The 21,118-nt window shown below is 38.4% G+C and carries 19 protein-coding genes; 6 read left to right on the forward strand and 13 right to left on the reverse strand.

Annotation, left to right across the window (positions count from 1 at the left end):
• The first annotated feature begins 109 nt into the window (after positions 1-109).
• The 3 genes from kdsB to ABI125_09130 all read left to right on the forward strand — a co-directional run bounded on the left by kdsB (position 110) and on the right by ABI125_09130 (position 2,727).
• Positions 110-838: a 3-deoxy-manno-octulosonate cytidylyltransferase gene (gene kdsB / locus ABI125_09120; protein ID XCF04888.1), complete on the forward strand. Its 729-nt coding sequence runs from the start codon at positions 110-112 to the stop codon at positions 836-838.
• A complete protein-coding gene (locus ABI125_09125; GenBank protein ID XCF04889.1) occupies positions 829-1,533 on the forward strand; it encodes an HAD family hydrolase in 705 nt (234 codons plus the stop codon). Before kdsB ends, ABI125_09125 begins: the two co-directional genes overlap by 10 nt.
• Before the next feature lie 111 nt (positions 1,534-1,644).
• Positions 1,645-2,727, forward strand: a complete 1,083-nt coding sequence (locus tag ABI125_09130) for an iron-containing alcohol dehydrogenase family protein (protein ID XCF04890.1) — start codon at positions 1,645-1,647, stop codon at positions 2,725-2,727.
• 198 nt (positions 2,728-2,925) lie between these two features.
• Here the strand turns inward: ABI125_09130 and ABI125_09135 are convergent, their stop codons facing one another.
• Entirely contained in the window at positions 2,926-5,490 is a 2,565-nt protein-coding gene (locus tag ABI125_09135; protein XCF04891.1) for a zinc-dependent metalloprotease, read from the reverse strand.
• Between the two features lie 163 nt (positions 5,491-5,653).
• Between ABI125_09135 and ABI125_09140 the strand changes: the two genes are divergently transcribed.
• Positions 5,654-6,397, forward strand: coding sequence for an NYN domain-containing protein (locus tag ABI125_09140; protein XCF04892.1), 744 nt, complete (start codon positions 5,654-5,656; stop codon positions 6,395-6,397).
• 335 nt (positions 6,398-6,732) lie between these two features.
• Here ABI125_09140 and ABI125_09145 read toward each other — a convergent pair whose 3' ends face one another.
• From ABI125_09145 to panB, 9 genes are all read right to left on the reverse strand, one after another.
• On the reverse strand, positions 6,733-7,716 hold the full coding sequence (locus ABI125_09145; protein ID XCF04893.1) for a Gfo/Idh/MocA family oxidoreductase: 984 nt from the start codon (positions 7,714-7,716) through the stop codon (positions 6,733-6,735).
• 69 nt (positions 7,717-7,785) lie between these two features.
• The gene (locus ABI125_09150; protein XCF04894.1) at positions 7,786-8,505 is read right to left on the reverse strand and encodes a YebC/PmpR family DNA-binding transcriptional regulator; all 720 of its coding nucleotides are present in this window, start codon (positions 8,503-8,505) and stop codon (positions 7,786-7,788) included.
• A gap of 88 nt (positions 8,506-8,593) precedes the next feature.
• A complete protein-coding gene (locus tag ABI125_09155; GenBank protein XCF04895.1) occupies positions 8,594-8,887 on the reverse strand; it encodes a 4a-hydroxytetrahydrobiopterin dehydratase in 294 nt (97 codons plus the stop codon).
• 43 nt (positions 8,888-8,930) lie between these two features.
• A complete protein-coding gene (locus tag ABI125_09160) occupies positions 8,931-9,770 on the reverse strand; it encodes a sugar nucleotide-binding protein (protein ID XCF07893.1) in 840 nt (279 codons plus the stop codon).
• Between the two features lie 24 nt (positions 9,771-9,794).
• Entirely contained in the window at positions 9,795-10,877 is a 1,083-nt protein-coding gene (gcvT, locus tag ABI125_09165) for a glycine cleavage system aminomethyltransferase GcvT (protein XCF04896.1), read from the reverse strand.
• Between the two features lie 85 nt (positions 10,878-10,962).
• On the reverse strand, positions 10,963-12,339 hold the full coding sequence (locus ABI125_09170; protein XCF07894.1) for an aldehyde dehydrogenase: 1,377 nt from the start codon (positions 12,337-12,339) through the stop codon (positions 10,963-10,965).
• A gap of 28 nt (positions 12,340-12,367) precedes the next feature.
• Positions 12,368-13,066 carry an RNA pseudouridine synthase gene (locus ABI125_09175; protein XCF04897.1) on the reverse strand — a complete coding sequence of 233 codons (699 nt, stop codon included), beginning with the start codon at positions 13,064-13,066 and terminating at the stop codon, positions 12,368-12,370.
• Between the two features lie 9 nt (positions 13,067-13,075).
• Positions 13,076-13,429 (reverse strand): four helix bundle protein, encoded by a 354-nt coding sequence (locus tag ABI125_09180; GenBank protein ID XCF04898.1) that lies wholly within the window; start codon positions 13,427-13,429, stop codon positions 13,076-13,078.
• Between the two features lie 44 nt (positions 13,430-13,473).
• Positions 13,474-14,292, reverse strand: coding sequence for a 3-methyl-2-oxobutanoate hydroxymethyltransferase (gene panB, locus ABI125_09185; protein ID XCF04899.1), 819 nt, complete (start codon positions 14,290-14,292; stop codon positions 13,474-13,476).
• 302 nt (positions 14,293-14,594) lie between these two features.
• Here panB and dnaK point away from each other — a divergent pair, with 302 nt between their 5' ends.
• Complete coding sequence (dnaK, locus tag ABI125_09190; GenBank protein ID XCF04900.1) at positions 14,595-16,505, forward strand: molecular chaperone DnaK; 1,911 nt, start codon at positions 14,595-14,597, stop codon at positions 16,503-16,505.
• A 286-nt stretch (positions 16,506-16,791) separates the two neighbouring features.
• On the opposite strand, the gene ABI125_09195 is transcribed toward dnaK, so the two are convergent.
• From ABI125_09195 to rlmD, 3 genes are read right to left on the reverse strand one after another with little or no spacing between them, the layout of a single operon-like run.
• A complete protein-coding gene (locus ABI125_09195; GenBank protein XCF04901.1) occupies positions 16,792-17,574 on the reverse strand; it encodes a DUF6048 family protein in 783 nt (260 codons plus the stop codon).
• The gene (locus ABI125_09200) at positions 17,540-18,082 is read right to left on the reverse strand and encodes a DUF6452 family protein (GenBank protein ID XCF04902.1); all 543 of its coding nucleotides are present in this window, start codon (positions 18,080-18,082) and stop codon (positions 17,540-17,542) included. Before ABI125_09200 ends, ABI125_09195 begins: the two co-directional genes overlap by 35 nt.
• Positions 18,083-18,097: 15 nt before the next feature.
• The gene (rlmD, locus tag ABI125_09205; GenBank protein ID XCF04903.1) at positions 18,098-19,510 is read right to left on the reverse strand and encodes a 23S rRNA (uracil(1939)-C(5))-methyltransferase RlmD; all 1,413 of its coding nucleotides are present in this window, start codon (positions 19,508-19,510) and stop codon (positions 18,098-18,100) included.
• A 245-nt stretch (positions 19,511-19,755) separates the two neighbouring features.
• On the opposite strand from rlmD, the gene rocD reads away from it, so the two are divergent.
• Positions 19,756-21,000, forward strand: coding sequence for an ornithine--oxo-acid transaminase (gene rocD / locus ABI125_09210; protein XCF04904.1), 1,245 nt, complete (start codon positions 19,756-19,758; stop codon positions 20,998-21,000).
• The last annotated feature ends 118 nt before the right edge of the window (positions 21,001-21,118 follow it).

Raw genomic sequence — 21,118 nt, forward strand, 5'->3', positions numbered from 1 at the left:
ACATTTGACAACAGAATTAATGTTGAATTTCAATTTTATGGGTACCTTATTTCAAAGGGCTCACCCGTTTCAACTGAATTTCATTGTGTAGAATAAAGAGTATTTAAAAATGAAAATAATTTCAATGATACCTGCCCGCTACAGCGCATCACGTTTCCCCGGGAAGCTTATGCAGGATCTTGGCGGAAAATCGGTAATACGCCGCACTTACGAAGCTACGGTGGCTACCAACCTGTTCGACGATGTATTTGTAGTGACCGATAGCGATATTATTTTTAAAGAAATAGTAAATAACGGCGGCAAGGCCATAATGAGCAAAAAGGAGCACGAATGTGGAAGCGACCGAATTGCTGAAGCTGTGGAGTTCATGGATATTGATGTGGTGATAAATGTTCAGGGCGACGAGCCTTTTACCGATCGCGAATCTCTGGAAAAGCTTATTGATGTTTTTAAAAACGACACCAAAAAAGAAGTGGATTTGGCCTCTTTGATGGTAGAAATCACTGATGAAGACGAAATACAAAATCCTAATACAGTAAAAGTTATTATTGATAAATCCAACTTTGCGCTGTATTTTTCAAGAAGCCCCATTCCGTATGCGCGTGCCAAAAATGTGGGCGTCAAATATTATAAACATAAAGGGGTTTATGCTTTTAGAAAACAGGCTATTTTGGATTTTTATAACTTGCCGATGATGCCATTGGAAGCTTCGGAAAAACTGGAACAATTGCGCTATTTGGAGTATGGCAAGCGCATTAAAATGATTGAAACCGATAGTGAAGGCATTGAAATCGATACGCCCGAAGATTTAGAGCGCGCCAAAAAAATATGGAAATAGATTACAGTAACATAAAAGTTATTGGCTTTGATGCCGACGATACCCTATGGGTTAACGAAACCTATTTTAGGGAAGCCGAAGCCGAATTTGCCAAATTACTTTCCAAATACGAGACGCCCAATAAAATAGACCAAGAGTTGTTTAAAATGGAAATCGACAATTTGGGGTTGTATGGCTACGGCGTTAAGGCATTTACGCTATCGATGGTAGAATCGGCTTTAGAATTGTCAAACTATCAAGTTGCACCCAATATTATTGAATCCATTTTAAATATTGGAAAAGACATGCTTAATAAGCCCGTTGAACTACTTGATGGGGTAGAGGAAGTGTTAGAAAATCTATCGCAAAAGTATAGGTTGATTTTAGCAACAAAAGGCGATTTGTTAGATCAGGAACGCAAATTGGAAAAATCGGGATTAACCAAGTATTTCCATCATATTGAAGTGTTGAGCGATAAAAAAGAACCTAATTATTCAAAATTGCTGAATCATTTAGATATATCGCCATCAGAATTTTTAATGGTCGGTAATTCACTTAAATCTGACGTATTGCCATTGGTAAACATTAAAGCCAATGCTATCCATGTGCCTTTTCACACCACTTGGGCGCACGAAGAAGTAACAGAGGAAGAAAAAAATGGCAAGTCTTACAAAACCATAAGTTCATTAAAGAAACTCTTAACAATTTTAAAATAAAAACCTTACAGGGTTTGCAGTTAGGAAAATAGATTTAAAGTTTAATTAAAAGGAGCATAATTTAAAATAATAGTACTTTTGCTTTTTGAAAAAAGAAGAAAATTAACTTAAATGAGTCATAAAAACTTTCCAATGGTGCCAAGAGTTATTTTTGGCAGAGGTAGTTTCAACCAATTAAACGAAATAATTGCCCCAAAGCGCTTGAGCATCCATGCGCCTTTTATTTTTTTGGTTGATGATGTTTTTAAGGGCAACACATCATTATTATCAAGGATTTCATTGTCTTACGACGATAAGATCATTTTTATTTCCGCAGAAGAAGAACCTAAAACTTCGCAGGTAGATCAATTGGTTGAAGACATTATTTTAATGTCGAAAGAGCGTCCATCAGGCATCATTGGTATTGGTGGGGGTACCTTGCTCGATTTGGCTAAGGCTGTTTCCATTATGCTCACTAACGAAGGCGAATCTAAAGATTACCAAGGCTGGGATTTAGTAAAAAATCCGGCCATTTACCATGTGGGGATTCCTACCATTTCAGGAACTGGAGCCGAGGTATCTAGAACCACTGTGTTAACGGGCCCCACTAGAAAGTTAGGCATAAATTCAGACTACACTCCTTTCGATCAGGTTATTTTAGATTCCGACCTTACGGAAGAAGTAGAGCACAATCAATGGTTTTACACGGGTATGGATTGCTATATCCACTGTATAGAATCGTTAAGTGGCAGTTACTTGAACACGTTTAGTCAAAGTTATGGAGACATGGCATATCGGCTTTGCAAAGAAGTGTTTTTGGACAATAATTTAACTGAAGAAGAGTCACGCGAAAAACTAATGATGGCCTCCTGGCATGGCGGCATGAGTATCGCCTACTCTCAAGTAGGTGTGGCACATGCCATGAGTTATGGTTTGGCCTATTTATTGGGCACCAAACACGGTATTGGCAACTGCATCGTTTTTGACCATTTAGAGGAATTCTACCCAGATGGCGTTGAGCTTTTTAAACAAATGAAGGCAAAACATAACATTGAATTGCCACAAGGCATTTGTGCTCATTTAAGCGATGAAGACTTTGATGTTATGATTAACATAGCCCTAAGCTTAACTCCGCTATGGGAAAATGCGCTAGGGAAGAATTGGGAAAAACTCATTTCACGCGAAAAATTAAAATCGCTTTATCAAAAAATGTAAATTTTAGTACAGTCACAGCCATTTTTGATGTATTGAAATCCAATGGTTTGGCACGGTATTTGTTTCTTTATTAGTGAGTTAATGAAACATAAAGTAAACAATTATTTGTCCCTAAAAAGAAACATTTGCTCGTTATAAAATAAAAGCTACTCTTAAACAGCAGTAGCTTTTTTCATTTTATTAAATTGGGAACTAATCTTATTTCATCTCATCCAGTGCATTTTCAATTATAGTTCTCAAATGTAGTTTATGGGCTTTTGTGCCAAGGTCGCCAGTATTATTGGCCATATTTTTAATTTCATTTAAATAGTATAAAGCCATAGACTTGGCATTATTCACATAAGAATCACTAGACTTTCCTGACAAAATAGCTATTAACTTGTTTACATATTCCAACTGCAAATTCTGCCTGAACGAGTTGATTTGTGTACTGTAAACGTCAGCTTTAAAAATAGCATCATTTAAATCTTTCATAAAGTGCGATAGGGTATATTCATTTCCGTACAACTCTGAATCCACTATGCGTTGAAGCGTGTTAGGGTGTAGTAAATGATCCAATACTTGCTTCTGGTAACCTAAAACCATATTATGAATTTTAGGGTCTTCCGGGCCTTTTCTAAAATCAAAACCACGACGCTGTTCCGCTAAATAATTATAGAGTTCATTCGGGCTTTTAAAAGCATCTGGCGCAAACACATATTTTTTAAGCGCAGCCATAGCTCTTTTTTGATCTTCCAAACTCACCGGGGTGTAGGGTTGTTTGCCTTGTTCTTGCCCTGGGTAGTTGCGCTCTACATAAACGCCGCCAATGTACCTGGAAATAACCTTGGCCATGGTGCCTTTTTGGGAGTTCAACAGAAAGAAAGCCCTTTTTAATGCATCATAATATTGGTCATTTTTAACAAACTTAAACTTTAGTTTGCCCATTAAATCGTCGGATAGTTCAATTCTATCAACGGCATAGCTAATGGCATCACTGGATAGGTCTGAAACCATAACGCGAGGGTCAATGCCCCCACTGGAAGAGCGCATATCGTCTGCATCATTACCAAAATTTAATTCATGGTTTGTGGATTTGTTGAGCAAATCTTGCTTTTCTTGTTTGGTTTTAAAAGGGGTGTAGCCAAACTGGATTGCCCAAATATCATAAGGCCCTACTGTAACATCAGTATACTGTCCTTGTTTGGAGCGATCTTTGGTGATATTTAAAGCTGCATAGTCCATTACTGAAGCAGACAAACATTTGCCTTCAATAAATTCGGGATTAGACAATTGTTCAGGGGAGAATAATTGGCTAGCCTTCATGTTGTGATTTAACCCTAAAGTATGGCCAACTTCATGCATAATCAATGCCAACATGGCTTCTTTTTTCAAGCGTTTCAGTTCCATGTCAGAATCGCCTGTGGCCAATGCAGCATGCGCAAACTGTAAATCTTGATGCAGCTGATGACCCATTGAGCAATACTGATGGTGTACCTCAGTTGAGTGCTCTGAAATATTATGGTTGCTCGAACTAATGGGGTCGTAAAGTTTATCGTAAAATACGCGATTTGTAAAATGCACAAATTCCAGCATAATATCTGCTCCTAGAATCTGACCGGTTTTTGGATTCACCAAACTTGGTCCATAACCTCCAAATGGCGGATTAGGAGAAGAAGTCCAACGCAAAACGTTATACTGTAGATCGCCGGCATCCCAAGTGGCATCGTCGGGTTGTTGCTTTACTACTATTGCATTTTTAAAGCCTGCTTTTTCAAAAGCTTTGTTCCACTGCAAAACACCTTCTTTTATCGTTTCTCGCCATTCTACTGGGGTAGAATTTTCCATCCACCAAACAATAGGCTCAACGGGCTCTGAAATTTCCAATTCAGGATTTTTCTTTTTTAGGTGCCAGCGGTGTATAATATCCCGATAGGGGGTTGTACTCGTAGATGTTTGGTCGTCTACTTGAGTCATAAAATAGCCAACACGAGGGTCGTCAAACCTAACTTGGTAATCGTTTTCAGGTATAGAAATCAAGCTGTGGTATACTTTTATACTTACGTTCCGTGCATCAGCAACCGCATTAGAGCCATTGTTTGTTGGCTGGGGTGTAGAGTAAACATATTCAATAACCAAATCGGTATTTTTTGAGTAGTTTTTAATCTTCCTAATTTTAGTTTTCTCTTTGCTTAAACTTCCTAATTTAAACGCCGATGAAGAATTTTTTGGGTTTGATGGAGGTTTAATTTGAGACCATGTTTCCTTTAAAAAGAGGTCGTCTGCTTTTATCAGGTACAAGCCTTTTTCTGTGTCCTGAGATTCTATTTTGATACTCGCCAATACCCCTTGACTGATGTTAGCATCCTTAGATTTGGATAAGGCATTTTCCGGGTCAAAGTAAAACGAAGTATTTTGTGTAATAAATTCAATCGTATTGAAGTATTTTTCAATTTTGAACACTTTAGAGCCTCTATAAGAGCCACGATTCATTCGGCCAGCATCCATAACTCCATCGGCAATTTGGCTAAAATAAATGTACTCTTTACCTATTTGGTCTTCAGAAATTACGAGTTGTATAGATCCTGTGATGGTATCTTGATAAATAGGAAAAAGCCCGTCTATTTTTTTGCTGGATTTTACCAGTTCGGCAATGCTTTTTGCCTTACCCGTTTTTTCGGCAGTGGTTACAGACTCTGTTTTGTCCTCCTTTTTTCTTTTCTTTTTTTTGTTTTGGGCGTCGAGGTTAGTTGGAGAAAGCACAAAACAAATTGCAAATATCATGCAGGCCCAAATTAGGCTACGCTTTTTTGAAATCATTTTTTATAATTATTTGAATTAGTCGCTCTAAAAATAGTTATAATTTAAAGGGACAGAACCAAAATAAAAGTTAAAAAATGAAAACAGAATTGACACCAGCTGTTTAATTTCGGTATATTTAACCATTATGATAAAAGACATTAAAATTGCCGTGTTGATTGATGGCGACAATATCCCGTCAAAGTACATTAGCGAAATGATGGAAGAAATCACCAAATATGGCACCCCCACTATAAAACGAATTTACGGTGATTGGACCAAACCATACCTCACCAAATGGAAAAAAGTTTTGCTCGAGCATGCTATAAACCCGATACAACAATACAGTTATACCAGTGGAAAAAATGCCACAGACTCGGCTATGATTATTGATGCCATGGATATTTTGTATTCTGAAAAAGTGAACGGTTTTTGTTTGGTATCATCCGATAGTGATTTTACGAAACTGGCCACCAGATTGCGCGAGGCAGGAATGGTGGTTTATGGAATGGGGGAAAAGAAAACGCCCGACCCGTTTATCGTGGCTTGCGATAAATTTATCTATTTGGAAATTTTAGGAGGAAGCGATGAAAACGATAAAGATGAAAAAGGGCGTAAACGAAAAAAATCGAACTTATATAATATTACCCCAAAAGTTATTAAACTACTGAAAAACTCCGTTGATGATGCGGCAGATGATGATGGCTGGGCGTTTTTAGGCGATGTTGGCACATTAATCATAAAGAAGCAGCCTAATTTCGATTCGCGTAATTTTGGTTTCCAAAAGTTGACACCGTTGTTTAAATCGTTACCGCAATTTGAATTGGAAGAGCGTAACCAATCCAACTCCAGATTTAAGTTGATTTATGTTAGAAATGTTAAGTCTAGGTAATAAATATTCAGTTTTTCAATATTAAAATTTTCAAAATGCCTTTTAAGATTAAGCTTTCCCTATTCTTTCTTTTTGGATTTTTTTTAACAAAATTTGCTGGAAAAATGATAATGACTAAAATGAGGGAATGGCATCAAAGAAACAATCCCCAAATATTTGATAAAGCACCTTGGATGTTTAAGTTCGGGGATTGGTTCTTCAATTTCTCATCACTGATGTGCATCATATATATTTTAATGATTTGGTTTGGATTTGTAACACTTCCAGATAACTAATTAAGAAAAGATAAATTAAAAACGAGTTAAGTTTTTCTAAAACTCTTGTCGTATAGTTATTTATAACTCACCAAGAATTTTATCCATCACCCAACTGGTATGCAATGCAGTCTCACCCGTTGAAGGGTGTTTCATTTTATCTAAAATTAAATCATTGCGAAGGTTTTCAACATGGTATTGCTGAATGTGTTTTGGGTTTTCAATAAATAATTCTTCGCTTTTATCATCAGCTTTTAAAATAATCGGGTTTTCATGAAATACCGAAAATTCAATGGTGCCTTTGCTGCCATAAATAGTGGTTTTGTCCAGGTGACCATTGCAACCAAAATTCCAAACCCCAGAACCGGTCACGCCCGATTCGTGCAACCATGAAGCCGTTACGGCATCTTTTGCAGAATACAGTTTTTGTTGGTTTAGACTAATGCCCTTGGCTTCCTTAAAATCGCCCAAGAGAAAAGCGAATAAATCTAAGCCATGGCTGGCTAAATCGTCAAAATATCCAGCAGGAGCTATTTTGGCGTCAGTACGCCAGTTGTAAGCTTTAAGTGCATCGGTTTCACTGGCAGGTTTGCTTAAATGCGAACTGATATGCCTCACATCGCCAATAAATCCAGCATCGAGCCATTCCTTCACCTTTAAAAATCGAGGAAGCGATCTTCGGTAGTAAGCTACGAATAGTGGTAAGTTTTTATTTTTAAACGCCTCAACAATCTCCAGACTTTCAGAGTACCTTGGCGATAAAGGTTTTTCAATACAGCATGGTTTACCGGCTTCAGCTACTTTTAAGGCATATTTTTTATGGGTGTCGGGTGGGGTAGCGATATAAACGGCATCAACATTATGGTCGTTTATCAGTGCATCGGCATCTGTGTAAATGGTTTCTATATTATGGCGCTTGGCGTAATCTTTCAATTTTTCTTTATCCCTGCGCATTACTGCTGCAATGGAAAACCCATCGGTTAATTGGTATGGCGGGCCACTTTTTACTTCGGTAACATTACCACAGCCAATAATGCCCCATTTTATGGTTTTATTATTTTCCACAGATTTGTTTTTTTTGATTGTCACTGATAAAAAAAGAGTGCTTAAAAAAGCACTCTGTAAAAATATAGTTTATTCCGCTGATTCTTCCATGGTGTGGTACACGTTCTGTACGTCGTCATCCTCTTCCAGTTTTTCCAAGAGTTTTTCAACATCTTCAGCTTGCTCTGGGGTAAGTTGTTTTGTTACCTGCGGAATACGCTCAAATCCAGACGACAAAATTTCAATGTCTCGTTTTTCCAATTCGGCCTGAATGGCACCAAAACTTTCAAAAGGGGCGTAAATTAAAATGCCATCATCATCGGCAAATACTTCTTCGGCACCGAAATCGATAAATTCCAGCTCAATTTCTTCAGGATCTAATCCTTCAGCATTAATTCTAAAATTACAGGTGTGGTCGAACATAAAAACCACCGAACCCGATGTGCCCAAACTGCCATCGCATTTGTTAAAATAACTGCGCACATTGGCTACGGTTCTGGTATTGTTATCGGTTGCCGTTTCAACCAAGACAGCTATACCGTGCGGTGCATAGCCTTCAAAAACCACTTCTTTATAATCGCCCTGACTTTTATCGCTGGCTCGTTTTATGGCACGCTCAATATTGTCTTTTGGCATATTTACAGACTTGGCGTTTTGTATTACCGCCCTTAAACGCGAGTTGCTGTCTGGATCTGGCCCACCTTCCTTAACGGCCATTACAATATCTTTACCAATACGTGTAAAGGCTTTGCTCATGGCAGACCAACGTTTCATTTTTCTTGCTTTTCTAAACTCAAAAGCTCTTCCCATAATTAAAAATGTTTATTCTTCTGTCCCTGTAAAGGAGTGGATTATATTGTTTCGCAAATTTAAAAATCTACCGACCAAAAACAAACTATTATTCGTCTTCGGGCTCTACAATATTTTCGATGGCTTCGGCCAATTTAAAGTCTTTATCGGTAACTCCGCCAGCATCATGGGTAGATAACGAAATAGAAAGCACATTATACACATTGCTCCAATTGGGGTGGTGGTTTAATGCTTCGCACTCAAAAGCAATACGGCTCATGGCGCTAAAGCAATCCTTAAAATTTTCAAATTCGAATTCTGCGTGAAGGGCATTATCAAAGTATTCCCAATCTGGAAATCGAAGTAATTTTTTTTCTATGTCTTGTTCTGAAAGTTTGCTCATAATATTGTGTTTTGTTTAAAAGTAGTGATTTAAGCACTTCCAGTCAACTTATTTTTAATTCCGTTAAAATATCCTGACTCATTAGCTGTAGATGATTGGGCAGCTTGTTAGTTTTTGGCAGAACAGCCAGATAACGGTCATCATTTGTGGTGTAAACTTGCTTAAAAATCGGGAGCTTTTTTACATCAAGATGTTCAATAATTTCTTTGATAAAATCGTCGTGGTGCACCAAATCATTGCTTCCCAGATGGAAAATACCGCATTTGTTTCGGTTTATGATATAATGAATTTGTTGTGTGACTTTCGAGTCGGTGGTTACATTCATGATTAAATTTGGGAAAATTTCAATCGGTTCGTCGGTATTTATGTTCTGGATAATTTCCTGCACTCGGGGCGATTGTGCTCCAAAAACCATAGGCAACCTTAAAATAGAAACTTGCTTTTTGGGCAATCGCAACAACATGTTTTCAATTTTTATTTTGAAATGCCCATAAATACTGTTGCTATAGGTTTTATCGTCTTCGTAACTTGGGTATTTGGAGTAGGCATCAAACACGTTGGCTGACGATAAAAACAGCAACCTCACTTTCTTGGCGAACACATATTCGGCCAAATGTTGATGCATCAATACTTGTTTTGAAAAATCACCACGCAAAGCGGAAACAATCACCGTAGGGCGAACCAAATCCAATATTTCGTAAATATCATCTTCTTCAATATTAAACTGAAAAAAATGTTGATTCTTTTCAAATGATTTGTTGCTAACGTTGTAAGTGCCGTAAGTTTTAAAATAGGGGCAGAGCTCTTTATAAATAGCGCCGCCCAAAAAACCGCTGGCGCCAATAATTAGAATTCTATGTTTGTTATTTTCACTTCTGCCCATATCCGTTCGCACTGAAAATGTATTTTACCCTTTGTAAAACGGTAATTTTACAACGGTGGCAGGTATGGCTTTCTTGCGTATTTGAATATTTATTTTGCTACCAACTTCCGAAAAAATGACAGGCACATACCCCAAACCAATGCCTTTGCCCATTGATGGCGACATAGTACCCGAAGTGACATTGCCTATGGTTTTCCCGTTGTTATCAACAATATCGTAACCTTGGCGCGGAATACCGCGTTCGTCCAATTCAAAAGCGATAAGTTTGCGCTCTGGGCCACGTTCTTTTTCAGCCTTTAAGGCTTCCGAGTTTGTGAAATCTTTAGTGAACTTGGTAATCCATACCAAACCGGCTTCAATGGGCGAAGTGGTATCGTCAATATCATTTCCGTAGAGGCAGTAGCCCATTTCCAGTCGCAGGGTATCGCGGGCTGCCAAACCTATGGGCTTAATACCGAAATCTTTTCCAGCTTCAAAAACCTTATCCCAAATTTGCTTCACTTCGCTGTTTTTGCAATAAATTTCAAATCCGCCACTTCCGGTATAACCTGTCGCGGAGATAATAACGTGCTCAATACCCGCAAAATCGCCCACTACGAAATTGTAGAATTTAATAGCCGATAAATCTTCACTGGTTAGACTTTGCATGGCCTCGACAGCTTTGGGGCCTTGAATAGCCAATAGAGAATAATCGTCACTTAAATTACGCATGGTCGCACCAACATCGTTTTTCGATGTAATCCAATTCCAATCCTTTTCAATATTACTGGCGTTAACCACCAACAAATAGGTGTTTTCTTTAATGCGGTAGATAATCAAATCGTCAACTATACCGCCATTTTCGTTGGGCATACAGCTGTATTGCGCCTTACCTATGGTAAGCTTTGAAGCATCATTGCTAGATACTTTTTGAATGAGTTGCAAGGCTTGTTCGCCTTCAATTAAAAACTCACCCATGTGAGACACATCAAAAACACCAACCGCATGGCGTACGGTTTCGTGCTCTGCATTAACGCCTTCGTATTGTACGGGCATATTAAAACCTGCAAAAGGTACCATCTTTGCGCCAAGCGCTTCGTGTGTTTGGGTTAGGGCTGTATTCTTCATAAATGCTTATTCAAAATTTGAAAAGCAAATGTATCGAAATTTTAGGGATTAGTTTTTTTTGAAATTTTAAAGTTTTCTAAAATAATCAACCGAAGAGCTTAAACAGCGTTTTTACTAGGTTTAGTTTGTCTTTATAGGGAGCATAGCGAAGAGATGGATCGAACCAAGTGCCTCGTTTTATCACCGATTTGTGATGCGAAAACGTATCAAAACCATACTTTCCATGGTATTGTCCCATACCACTAGATCCTACACCTCCAAACGGAAGATTTTGATTGCCAAAATGAATAAGCGTATCGTTAACTACGCCACCACCAAAACTATAGGTTTTAAGCATTTTTTCAACGAATGATTTATGTTTCGAAAACACATAAAAGGCCAAAGGTTTAGGTTGGTTGAGAATGATTTTTTTGATATCCGATTCTGAATTATAACTAAGAATAGGAAGGATGGGGCCAAATATTTCTTCATTCATTATAGGACTTTCAAAACTAGGATTATCAACGATTGTAGGTGAAATGTAAAGCATTTTTTCATCTGTTTCACCTCCAAAAACAATCGTTTTATTTTTTAAAAGATTATTGAGCCTATCGAAATGTTTTTGATTGATAATCCTTGGGAAATCGGGTGACGTTTTTGGGTTTTCTCCATACATTTTTATGATTTCAGCTTTTAAAATTTCAATGAAATCAGATTTAATATTGGAATGAACAAAGACATAATCAGGCACGATACAGGTTTGTGCGCCATTTAAAAATTTGCCCCATGCCAATCGGCGGGCGGTGAGTTTTAAATCAATCGAACCGTCAATGATGCAGGGCGATTTACCGCCTAACTCTAAGGTAACCGGCGTTAAATGTTTAGCGGCTGCTTTTGCCACAATTTTCCCCACGGAAACACTACCAGTAAAAAAAATATAATCCCATTTTTGGGCGAGTAATTGAGTAGCTGTTTCGGCATCGCCCTCAATTGAAATGGTTATTTCTTTTGGAAATACGGTGCTGATGATTTTAGTCAATAATTTTGAAGTATTTTGCGTAAGTTCGCTGGGTTTTAAAACTACCGTATTACCAGCAGCAATAGCCATAATTAGTGGGGAGAGAGCCAACAGAAACGGGTAATTCCAAGGAGCAATAATGAGCACATTGCCATAAGGTTCTTTATAAATGTAATCTGATGACGGGAACGTTAAAATGGAGGATTTTACCCGTTGGGGCTTGCTCCATTTTTTTAGGTTTTTTATGGCTAAGTTCAGTTCTGAAATGACTAAACCGAATTCACTTAAAAAGGTTTCGAATTCCGATTTTTTAAAATCTTTTTTTAAAGCGTCGTAAATAGCCTGTTCATTCCTTTGAATTTCGGTTTTTAAGGCTTTAAGCAGGTCGATTCTGAAATGGACTTCTTTTGTTTTCTGTAAAGCAAAAAAGTCTTTTTGTGCAGCTAAAATGTTTGGAATGGAAATCAAAAGAATTTTCTATAAATATAGAAAATTATTCTGAACAAGCCCTCCAAATCACATCATCGGGTAGGGGGGCAGAAACAGAAACGGGCTCTTGTTTTACGGGATGAATGAATTCAATATGTTTGGCGTGCAGGTGAATGCTTGCATCTTTGTTACTTCGGTCGAAACCATATTTTAAATCGCCTTTAATAGGACATCCGATGGCCGATAGTTGGCTGCGAATTTGATGGTGGCGCCCGGTTTCCAGATTCACTTCCAACAGAAAATAATTATCCAATGTCTTTAGCAGTTGATAATGCAAAATGGCTTTTTTGCTATCTTTTACTTCTTTGGTGTGAGCGGTCGATTTGTTGTTTTTTGGGTTTTTCTTCAGCCAATTAATGAGGGTGTCGGCATCTTTGGGTGGTTGGTTTTTTACAACAGCCCAATACGTTTTTTTAATGTCTTTTGAAACAAACAGTTTGTTAAGCCGTGGCAGTGCCTTACTGGTTTTAGCAAAAACTACGAGCCCGGTTGTGGGACGGTCCAGCCGATGTACAGTGCCCAAATACACATTGCCCGGTTTGTTGTATTTGTCCTTAATATATTCCTTAACCACATCGCTAAGCGGTTTGTCCCCCGTTTTATCACCTTGAACAATATCGCCAGCCCGTTTGTTTATGATGATAATGTGGTTGTCTTCGTAAAGAACCTGTATATTAGATTTGTTAGATAAAACTTTAGACATGCTAGAATTTTAGATTTTGAGTATTGATTTGAATTTAGAAACCATTTTTATGATTTCAGACAATTCGGAAGTCATTTGCTTTAATTCATCTTCTGAAATAAACTTTAAATCAAAAGAAATCAATAGTTGTGTCTCAATTTCATAACAAGACCCAAGTGTAATCTCTAAAAATCTAGAAAAATCTTTGTTAGATTTTCGGGAAGAACCTTCAGCTATATTACATGGAATGGAAACTGATGCCCGTCTGAGTTGGTTGGTCATTCCAAATTTTTCTGAGTCTGGAAATTGGCTCGTCAACCCATAAATTGAAGAGCAAAACAATCTACTGCGTTTCCAAATTTCCAATTCCTTGAATTTGTGCATATATCGGTTAATCTAAGAAATCTAACTCTTCTAATCTTTCTAGATTAATACTGCTCCTCGTCATTGGGAAAATCCCTTGATTTCACATCGTCGACGTACTGGGAAATAGCGTTACTCATATCGTCGTACAAGTTCAGGTAACGGCGTAAAAATCGAGGGTGGAACTCGTGTGTCATGCCCAACATATCGTGCAGAACCAAAACTTGCCCGTCCACATCATTTCCGGCACCAATACCAATGATTGGGATGCTCACACTTTCAGACACCTGTTTTGCCAAAGCTGCTGGAATTTTTTCCAAAACAATGGCAAAACAACCAATTTTCTCGAGCATTTTAGCATCTTCAATCAATCGTTGTGCTTCCTCTTCTTCTTTGGCACGAACAGTATAAGTTCCAAATTTATAAATAGATTGTGGGGTTAAGCCTAAGTGCCCCATTACTGGAATTCCAGCGTTTAAAATACGTTTTATGGAATCCTTTATTTCTTTTCCTCCTTCTAATTTAACGGAGTGCGCACCACTTTCCTTCATAATTCTAATGGCCGAACGCAACGCTTCCTTGGGGTCACTTTGGTAGCTTCCAAAAGGCAAATCGACTACCACCAAACTGCGTTCTGCCGCACGGATTACCGAAGAGGCATGGTAAATCATTTGGTCTAAAGTAATGGGCAAAGTGGTTTCGTGGCCAGCCATAACATTACTGGCCGAGTCACCAACCAAAATAACATCAATACCGGCACTATCTACTATCTTGGCCATGGTATAATCGTAGGCCGTAAGCATTGATATTTTTTCGCCATTGGCTTTCATATCAACCAACGTTTTTACGGTAATGCGCTTGTATTCTTTTTTTGATGTAGACATCTTAATTTTTATGAATTAGTTGTCAGACAAAAATAGTAAATAAACCATATACTGTTAAACTTTTCTTTTGAAGGGGATTACATTGCTTAGTACTAATATCTTTAGAAAAACCAATCAGGTTGGCAGGTTAGAAAAGATTTTTGAGCTGAGAACATCGACTATGACCGAACACAAATAAAAGCATGACACTGTGTCAGTATTTTTTTGTTGGCATAATGATTGACTTATACAAACCGAATTTAAAATTGAACACAACGTTTCTGCGCAAGCGGAAATTTATAAAACACAAATAAAGCATAGTTATGAGTAAAATTATTGGAATTGATTTAGGAACAACAAACTCTTGCGTTTCGGTAATGGAAGGGAACGAGCCTGTTGTAATCCCAAATGCCGAAGGTAAGCGTACTACACCATCTGTAATTGCGTTTGTTGAAGGCGGCGAGATTAAAGTAGGAGACCCTGCAAAGCGTCAAGCTGTAACTAACCCTACAAAAACGGTTTATTCAATTAAACGTTTTATGGGTAATAAATATTCTGAATCTAAAAACGAAGCAGAGCGTGTACCATATAAAGTAGTAAAAGGCGATAACGATACGCCACGTGTGGATATTGAAGGTCGTTTGTACACGCCACAAGAACTTTCGGCTATGATTCTTCAAAAAATGAAGAAGACTGCTGAAGATTATTTAGGACAAGACGTAAGCCGTGCGGTAATTACCGTTCCTGCTTACTTTAATGATAGTCAGCGTCAAGCGACTAAAGAGGCCGGAGAAATTGCTGGTTTAAAAGTAGAGCGTATTATTAACGAGCCTACTGCAGCAGCATTAGCTTACGGATTGGATAAAAAAGGAACAGACCAAAAAATAGTGGTATTCGATTTTGGTGGTGGTACGCACGATGTATCTATCCTAGAATTGGGTGATGGTGTATTTGAAGTACTATCTACCGATGGTGATACACACTTAGGTGGTGACGATGTAGATGAAAAAATTATCAACTGGTTGGCTGATGAGTTTCAAGCTGAAGAAAACATGGACTTACGTAAAGACCCTATGTCTTTACAACGTTTAAAAGAAGCTGCTGAAAAAGCAAAGATTGAATTATCTTCTTCTGCACAAACAGAAATTAACTTACCATACATCACTGCTACGGCAAGTGGACCAAAGCACTTGGTGCGTACGTTAACACGTTCTAAATTTGAGCAACTAATCGACGATTTAGTAAAGCGTACTATCGAGCCATGCGAGGCAGCTTTAAAAGCAGCAGGTTTATCAAAATCTGATATCGACGAGGTTATTTTGGTAGGTGGTTCAACCCGTATCCCAGCGGTACAGGCAGCCGTTGAGAAATTCTTCGGAAAAGCACCAAGTAAAGGGGTTAACCCAGACGAGGTAGTATCTCTAGGTGCCGGTATCCAAGGTGGAGTATTAACTGGTGATGTAAAAGACGTTCTTCTATTGGATGTAACGCCATTATCACTTGGTATCGAAACCATGGGTAACGTGTTCACCAAATTAATTGAGGCGAATACCACCATCCCAACTAAAAAGTCACAGGTATTCTCAACAGCGGCCGATAATCAGCCATCTGTAGAAATCCATGTGTTACAAGGTGAACGAGCCATGGCAGCCGATAACAAGACCATTGGTCGTTTCCACTTAGATGGTATTCCACCAGCACGTCGTGGTACACCACAAATTGAGGTGACTTTCGATATTGATGCGAACGGTATCATCAAAGTATCTGCGGAAGATAAAGCCACTGGTAAGAAACAGGATATTAGAATTGAGGCGTCTTCTGGGTTGACTGAAGAGGAAATCGAAAAGATGAAAGCTGATGCTGAAGCAAACGCGGAAGCAGATAAAGCTGCAGCTGAAAAAGCCCAAAAATTGAACGAAGCCGATTCTATGATTTTCCAAACAGAAAAGCAATTGGAAGAGTTTGGTGATAAATTATCGGATGATAAGAAAAAGCCAGTAGAAGATGCTTTGGAAGAGTTGAAAAAAGCTTACGAAACTAAAGATTTGGCACAAATCAAGCCCGCTTTAGAAAAAATTAACGAAGCTTGGAAAGTAGCCTCTGAAGAAATGTACAAAGCACAAGCCGAAGCTCAACAAGCTGGCGGAGCGCAACCTGGACCTGATGCGAGCCAAAACGGCCAATCAAACGAAGGTAGCGACGTGGAAGACGTAGATTTTGAAGAAGTGAAATAATAAGCTAGAAGTCGGAAGACTAAGACTGAAGTTAGAAGTAAAAACGCAATCAAATTAATGATTGCGTTTTTTATTTCGTCAATAAATTATAGCTAAAAAGTTGTTTTAAATTTAAAATTAAACAAAAAATATCAAGAACATTACCTCGATATTAAACTTTATACACTTGGTGAGATACTACCTATTTAATTCTGGCCTCAAAATTAGTTAACTTTTACAAGAATGCTCCAATAATAGCTTTAAAATTTTGGTTTACAGCTAGATATTAAAGATGTTTATTTCTAAATTAGTTCTCAGTTTCAGGCTCTACTTCAGCTTCAACCTCAATCTTTTCAACATCTTTATACTTTTTATACAACGGAATACGGTACGATAAAAAATAACTGTATCCTACGCCAATACCACTGCTATCGTAGGTTTTTCCAAATCCAGGAATGTAAACATTTTGGAAATTGTTGGGTTCGGTTTCGCTGGCTTTTAGTTTCAATTGCGCATTTAGCCCCATATACAGGTTGTTAATCAACTCTACCTTTATGCCTAAAATAATTTCTGCCCAAATGGCTGTTAATCCACTAAAGGATTCGCCGTCACTCGAAGTGAGTTGCGGTGCCCAGTACTGGTTCGTGTTATACACCGTAAAGCTGTTTAAATATTGGCTAAAACTGGCTGCACCAATTCTAAATCCGGCGTAAATCATGTTATCCATATCCAACCAGTTGTCATACATATTGTAATCAACTCCAGCTTTTATATACGAGCCTTTACTGGTTATATCTAAATAATCGGTTACTGTATTTTTTTCTTCAAAACCTATTTCACCGGCCACATACAAATCACGTTTTAAACGGTAATCTCCCTGAATTTCAAAGCCGGCATAATCATCGTCAAGTGAAGAACGAATTAATTTCCCGAAATCGCCACCAATTCTTAGTCCGTATTTTAGTTTTACTCTTGTAGTGTCCGTTTCAACGCTAGCAATATTGTCATTTTGAGCGCTAACCGAAACATTGAAAAGTATAATGGCGAAAAGGCTACTAATGCGTAATATTAAAGTGTGTTGTGGTTTCATCTTCTACAGATTGGTTATCGGTTAAGGGTTGTCTGGAAAGCATCCAATTATCCTCGTCGGGTTCAATGGTTAGGGTAACGTTTTTAAAAACGGTTTTGTACCCGCAGGCACGGGAAACGAACACTTGCTCGCGGCTGTAATTGATGGTGATTACATCTGGATTACCCTCAATAAAATCATCACTACTATCTTCCTCCGTACCGTTATCATTAATTTCAGCTTCTTTAAAAAGAACAAATTGTGTGCTGTTGGCATCGGTTTTTAATGGGAGATATACCGTTGATGCACTTACAAAGGCGTACCCTGGCAGGATGGATTCGTTATCTGTACCGGCTACTACCAAATCGAAAACATTTTTGGGATTATCGTTGTTATTAACGTCCAGAAAATCGATGATTAAATGTGGTGTAGTAGGCGTACTGGCCGGACAAATATCATCACGCTCGCAACTTATCGAAAGCACTGCAATAAGTAATGCGGGGATGATTAAAATTTTGAAATATTTCATGTGTTATAAAATCAATTATCGGCGTTCTAAAAGCACCACGTTTTCAACATGGAAGGTTTGCGGAAACATATCTACCGCTTGGGTTTTTACTACTTTGTAATGGGCATCCATTAACGCTAAATCGCGCGCTTGGGTGGCACTGTTGCAACTCACGTAAACTACACGTTTAGGAGCGATGTTCAAAATTTGTTGCACAACATCTTTATGCATACCATCGCGTGGCGGATCGGTAATGATTACATCGGGTTTACCGTGTTTTTTGATAAATTCCGCATTGAAAACATGTTTCATATCGCCCACAAAAAAGTCAACGTTATTTATGCCATTTAATTGTGCATTTTCTTTCGCTGCAGAAATGGCATCGGGAACGGCCTCAACACCAATTACTTTTTTTGCTTTTTTGGCCACGAATTGTGCAATGGTGCCGGTGCCGGTGTACAAATCGTAAACCAATTCGTTTCCGGTTAAATTGGCAAAATTTCGTGTGATTTTATATAATTCGTAAGCTTGTTCGGAATTGGTTTGATAAAACGATTTGGCGTTGATTTTAAACTTCAAGCCTTCCATATCCTCAAAAATATGGTCTTCGCCTTTGTAGCAAATCACTTCTTGGTCGTAAATGGTGTCGTTGCCTTTTTCGTTGATGACGTAAAGTAGCGAAGTTACCTGCGGAAATTCTTCAGCAATAAAATCGAGCAACAGCTCCCGTTTAGCTTTATCCTCTTTAAAAAACTGGATGAGTATCATAACATCACCTGTTGTCGAGGTGCGAATCATCAAAGTACGCAGTAAACCAGATTGGTTTCGGGTATTGAAAAATTCTAAGTCATTATCAATAGCAAACTGCTTTACGGCATTTCTAATCGCATTGGAAGGGTCCTCCTGTAAATGACACTTTTTTACATCTAAAATTTTATCCCACATACCGGGGATATGGAAGCCCAGCGCATTTTTATCGCCCAAATCTTCTCCCGACTGAATTTCATCAAGCGTTAACCATCGACTATCGCTAAATGAAAATTCCATTTTATTCCTATAAAAATATTGTTTTTCAGAACCTAAAATAGGGGTGACTTCGGGTAATTCAATATGGCCGATGCGTGTAAGGTTGTTGGTCACTTCCTTTTGCTTGTAAAACAATTGATGTTTGTAGGCCATGTGTTGCCACTTACAGCCTCCGCATGTACCAAAATGTTCGCAAACGGGTTCGGTACGCTTTTTCGATAGTTTATGGAAAACGGTCGCTTTTCCCTCGTAATAGGCTTTTCTCTTTTTAAAGGTTTGCACATCAACCACATCGCCCGGCACGGCATTGGGCAAAAACACCACTTTTCCGTCGGGTGCTTTAGCAATGGTTTTTCCTTTTGCTCCGGCATCAATCACTTCCAGATGCTCAAAAATTTGTTTTCTCGATTTTTTTCTTGGCATACTGCAAAAGTAATGAAAGGATTTGCTATTTGCGATTAACGAATCATGATTTTTTTAAACGCTTTTGTACGGCAAAAACAACAGCTTGGGCCACAAAATATTTTACAAAGCAAGTAATATTTATTAATTTGCAACCTCTAAAGGATGATTTCTCTCCCACGCTGCTTTTTCGTCCCGCTCGGGATTCCGAAAGAATAAAGGTATAGAAGGAATGGTTATTTTTTTCAATATTAAATTTTATTAAAATGGCTGTTTTAGACCAATTGACTTCGCAACAGGCGATAGATTTAGAAAACAAATATGGCGCACACAATTACCACCCATTGCCCGTGGTATTGGCCAAAGGTAAAGGTGTTCATGTTTGGGATGTTGAGGGCAAAAAATATTATGATTTTTTATCGGCGTATTCGGCCGTTAACCAAGGGCACTGCCACCCCAAAATTGTAAATGCGATGGTAGAGCAAGCGCAAACCTTAACCTTAACCTCGCGTGCGTTTTACAACGATATGCTGGGGAAGTTTGAAAAGTTTGCTTGCGAGTTTTTAGGCTTCGATAAACTATTGCCAATGAATACCGGTGCCGAAGCTGTGGAAACGGCTTTGAAAATCTGTAGAAAATGGGCTTACGAAGTAAAGGGCATTGACGAAAATGAAGCCGAAATAGTGGTTTGTGAAAATAATTTCCACGGACGAACCACCACGATTATTTCATTTTCAAACGACCCAGTGGCACGAAAAAACTTTGGGCCATACACTAAAGGTTTTATAAAAATTGAATACGATAATTTAGATGCTTTGGAAAGCACGTTGAAAGAAAACCCAAATGTTGCGGGATTTTTAGTGGAACCCATTCAAGGGGAAGCCGGGGTTTATGTGCCCAGTGAAGGCTATCTTTCAAAAGCTAAAGCCCTTTGCGAAAAATACAACGTATTGTTTATTGCCGATGAAGTACAAACCGGCATAGCCCGTACAGGGAAATTATTAGCGGTAAACCACGAAAACGTAATGCCCGATGTTTTAATCCTCGGGAAAGCTATAAGTGGTGGAGTATATCCTGTATCAGCGGTTTTGGCCAACGATGATATAATGGGAGTTATCAAACCCGGAAACCATGGCAGTACGTTTGGCGGAAATCCTGTGGCAGCTGCGGTGGCCATGGCGGCTTTGGAAGTAATTCGAGATGAGGATTTAGCTGAAAACGCCCATGTTTTGGGGGAATTGTTCAGAAGTGAAATGAACAAATACATTCAAACCAGCAATATTGTTAATTTGGTTCGTGGCAAAGGATTGCTCAATGCTATCGTTATCAATGATGATGAAGATAGCGATACCGCTTGGAACATTTGTTTGGCACTCAGGGACAATGGTTTGCTGGCCAAACCAACGCATGGAAACATTATTCGTTTTGCACCACCATTGGTGATGACAGAAGCACAGATTTTGGATTGTGTGGGTATCATCACGGAAACTCTCAAGGCTTTTGAAAATTAAAACAAAAAATTAAAGATTGCATAATTAACCAAGCGTATCATTTTGATGCGCTTTTTTTATAAACCTTTTAAAACAACAGCCAAACCAAGTTTAGAATGTTAGTTTGTTCGCTTTTTTA

The organism is Tamlana crocina (genome assembly GCA_040429635.1).
Classification (GTDB): domain Bacteria; phylum Bacteroidota; class Bacteroidia; order Flavobacteriales; family Flavobacteriaceae; genus Flavisericum; species Flavisericum crocinum.